Origin of the sequence: Streptomyces javensis (assembly GCF_039525925.1) — a bacterium.
In the GTDB taxonomy this organism is placed as follows: Bacteria; Actinomycetota; Actinomycetes; order Streptomycetales; family Streptomycetaceae; genus Streptomyces; species Streptomyces asiaticus.
In genome coordinates this window covers 1-3,630 of sequence record NZ_BAAAIF010000200.1, presented here as the reverse complement: position 1 = coordinate 3,630, position 3,630 = coordinate 1, and the positions used below count along the sequence as shown (strand labels likewise).

Annotated in this window: 1 protein-coding gene; it reads right to left on the bottom strand. The window is 72.3% G+C overall.

The window, feature by feature from the left end; translation table 11 throughout:
* Positions 1-3,630, bottom strand: a 3,630-nt coding sequence (locus tag ABD329_RS47470) for an SDR family NAD(P)-dependent oxidoreductase (RefSeq protein ID WP_344318228.1), incomplete at both ends; no start/stop codon positions are given.

Sequence of the window (3,630 nt, the reverse complement as noted above, 5' to 3'; positions counted from 1 at the left end):
CGGCCAGTGCCTCAAGTCCCGCCACCAGTTCCTCGCGGTCCTGGCCGATGACCACGGCGCGGTGGTCGAAGAGCGTCCTGGACCGCAACAGGGACCACCCCACCTCCGAGGCGCTTATCTCGGGCTCGCCGATGATGTGCCCGGTCAGAGCCCGCGCCTGGCCTCGTAGCGCCACGTCGCTCTGTGCGGAGATCACCCAGGGCAACACACCGGCGGCGTCCGATACGGGAGCGGGCTCCATCGGCTCGGGGGCCTGCTCCAGGATGAGATGGGCGTTCGTACCGGAGATGCCGAAGGAGGAGATTCCGGCCCGGCGGGGTCGTTCGCCCTGGGGCCATGGGACGGGTTCGGTGAGCAGGCGCAGATCGCCCGCGCTCCAGTCGACATTCGGGGTCGGTTCATCGATGTGCAGTGAGGCGGGCAGCACCCCGTGGCGCATGGCCATCACCATCTTGATGACCCCGGCCACTCCGGCGGCGGCTTGCGTGTGGCCGATGTTGGACTTGATGGACCCCAGCCACAGCGGGCGCCCCTCGGGCCGCTCCTGGCCGTACGTGGCCAGCAGCGCCTGTGCCTCGATCGGATCGCCGAGGGTGGTCCCGGTGCCATGTGCCTCGACGGCGTCCACCTCGGACGCCGACAGCCGGGCGTTGGCGAGCGCCTGGCCGATCACTCGCTGCTGGGAGGGCCCGTTCGGCGCGGTCAGGCCGTTGCTCGTGCCGTCCTGGTTGACCGCGGAGCCCCGGATCACAGCCATCACCCGGTGGCCGTTGCGCCGCGCGTCCGACAGCCGTTCCAGCAGGACGAGACCGACGCCCTCGCCCCACACCATGCCGTCCGCCGCGGCCGCGAACGGTTTGCACCGTGCGTCGGGCGCCAGACCGCGCTGGCGGGAGAACTCGATGAACGCGCCCGGGGTGGCCATCACCGTCACCCCGCCGGCCAGCGCCATCGTGCATTCGCCCTGCCGTAGGGCCTGGGCGGCCAGATGCATGGCCACCAGCGAGGACGAGCAGGCGGTGTCCACCGTGACCGCCGGGCCTTCGAGGCCGAAGGAGTAGGCCACCCGGCCGGACACCACACTGCCGATATTGCCCGTGGCGACATAGCCTTCGACATCGCTCGCCGTATCGCCTGTGAGGGAGATGTAGTCCTGGGACGTCACCCCGGCGAACACGCCCGTGTCGCTGCCCGCGAGTGTGTCCCGGTCCAGGCCCGCGCTCTCGAAGGTCTCCCAAGCGGCTTCCAGGAGCAGCCGCTGCTGCGGGTCCATGGCCACCGCCTCGCGCGGGCTGATGCCGAAGAACCCGGGGTCGAACTCGGCCGCCTGGTAGAGGAATCCGCCCTCGCGGACGTAGCTCGTACCCGAGCGGTCGGGATCGGGGTCGTAGAGCGCGTCCAGATCCCAGTTGCGGTCGGTGGGCATCTCCGCGATGGCATCGCGGTGTGCCATGACCAGGTCCCACAGCTCCTTCGGGGAGTGTGCGTCGCCGGGGTAGCGGCAGGCCATGCCGACGATCGCGATCGGCTCGTCCTGGGCGGCCGTGGTGGTGGGGGTGTGAGCGGCGACGGCCATCTGCTGGCCGGTGAGTTCGGCGCGCAGATAGGTGGCGAGGGCGTTGGGCGTGGGGTGGTCGAAGACGAGCGCGGGTGCGAGGTCGATTCCGGTGGCGGTGGCGAGCTGGTTGCGCAGCTCCACGGCGGTCAGGGAGTCGAACCCGAGCTCCTGGAACGGCTGGCCGGGCGGAATGGCATCCGGTCCGGAATGCCCCAGGATCGAGGCGGCGAGGGACTGGATCCGCTCGAGGAGGAGCTGGTGCTGCTGCTCGGGGGCGGCGGCGGAGAGCCGCTGCTGGAGCGAGGTGCCGGCGGCAGCACCCGTGGACGCGCCGTTGGTTCGCTCGGTGGGGTACTCGGCGGCCGTGACCAGGTCGTCGAGCAGCGGGCTGGGGCGCTGCGCGGTGAACGCCGTCGGGAACTTCTTCCAGTCGATGTCCGCCACGGTGACCGTGGTGTCACGGTGGTCCAGGGCGTGCTGGAGCGATGCCACGGCCAGCTCAGGGCTGAGCGGGGACAGGCCACGCCGCCCGTAGAACGCGAGCGCGGTCTCGTCGGCGGCCATGCCCGCGTCGCCCCAGGGGCCCCAGGCGAGGCTGGTGGCGGGGAGTCCCCGGGCGCGGCGGTGCTCGGCGAGGGCGTCGAGATAGGTGTTCGCGGCGGCGTAGGCCCCTTGCCGACTGCCGCCCCACGCGGCCGCGCCGGACGAGAAGAGCACGAAGGCGCTGAGGTCGAGCCCCTGGGTCAGCTCATGCAGATGGGTGGCGGCCAGGGCCTTGGGCCCGAGCACATGCTGTAGCCGCTCCGGCCCCAGATCGGCGATGAGCTCGGTGTCCGACGTTCCGGCGGCGTGGATGACGGTGGTGAGGGGGTGTTCGGCGGGGATGGTGTCGAGGAGGCGCTGGAGTGCGGCCCGGTCGGAGGCGTCGCAGGCGGTGATGGTGACGGCCGTGCCCAGGTCGGTGAGTTCTTGGGCGAGCTCGGACGCGCCGGGGGCGTCGGGGCCGGAGCGGCTGATGAGGTGGAGACGGGGCGCGTCGTGGCGGGCGAGCCAGCGGGCGACATGGGCGCCGAGACCGCCGGTGCCGCCGGTGATGAGCGTGGTGCCCGTGGGCTGCCAGGTCCTGGGGGCAGTGGTGGGCGTATCGGCCCTACGGAGGCGCCGGGCGTAGCTGCCGGTGGCGCGGATGGCGGTCTGGTCCTCCGGCCCACCGGGGGTGAGCAGCGCGGCCAGACGGTCCGCGGTGCGGTGGTCGATGACGGTCGGGAGGTCGATCAGGCCACCCCAGCGGCGAGGGTGTTCCAGGGCCGCGGAGCGGCCGAGTCCCCAGGTCTGCGCCTGCCGCGGGCCGGGGAGCGGATCGCCGGGACCGGCGGCGACGGCGCCCTGCGTGAGGCACCACAGGGGCGCCGGGATCTCGGCGTCGCCGAGGGCCTGGACGAGCACGGTGGTCGCGGCCAGCCCGGAGGGCACGGCGGCGTATTGGGGGTGCGGCTCCTCGTCGAGGGCGAGCAGGCTCAGCACCCCGACGGGCTCGCCCTCCGTGGCCAGACGGGTGAGGTGGTCCGCCAGGGCGTCGCGATCGACGGTACGGGCCTCGAGCACATGGCGGAGCGGGGCGGCGCCGTGGCTGGTCAGGGCGTGCGCGGCGGTCGCCACGGCAGGCTGGTCGGAGTGACCGGCGGGGATGATCAGCAGCCAGGTGCCGGAGAGGTCCGGACGCGTGGCAGGAGTGGGAAGGCGCTTCCAAGTGGTTTGATAGCGCCAGGAATTGACGACCGACCGCTCCCGGTGCTGTCGCCGCCAGGCGGACAGCGTCGGGAGAACAGCGCCCAGCATGGGCTGCTGGTCCGCCGGTGAGTCGATGGTCGCCGCCAGGGCCTCCAGATCCTCGCGCTCCACCGCCTCCCAGAACTCCCTGTCGACCAGAGCCGCTGCCTCGGTGGGCTCCGGTCCTGAGGGGGAGGCGGACGACAGCCAGTAGTGCTGGTGGTGGAAGGCGTAGGTGGGGAGGTCGATGGTGCGGGGGGTGGGGGTGGTGGGGTACCAGCTGGTCCAGTCGATATCGATAC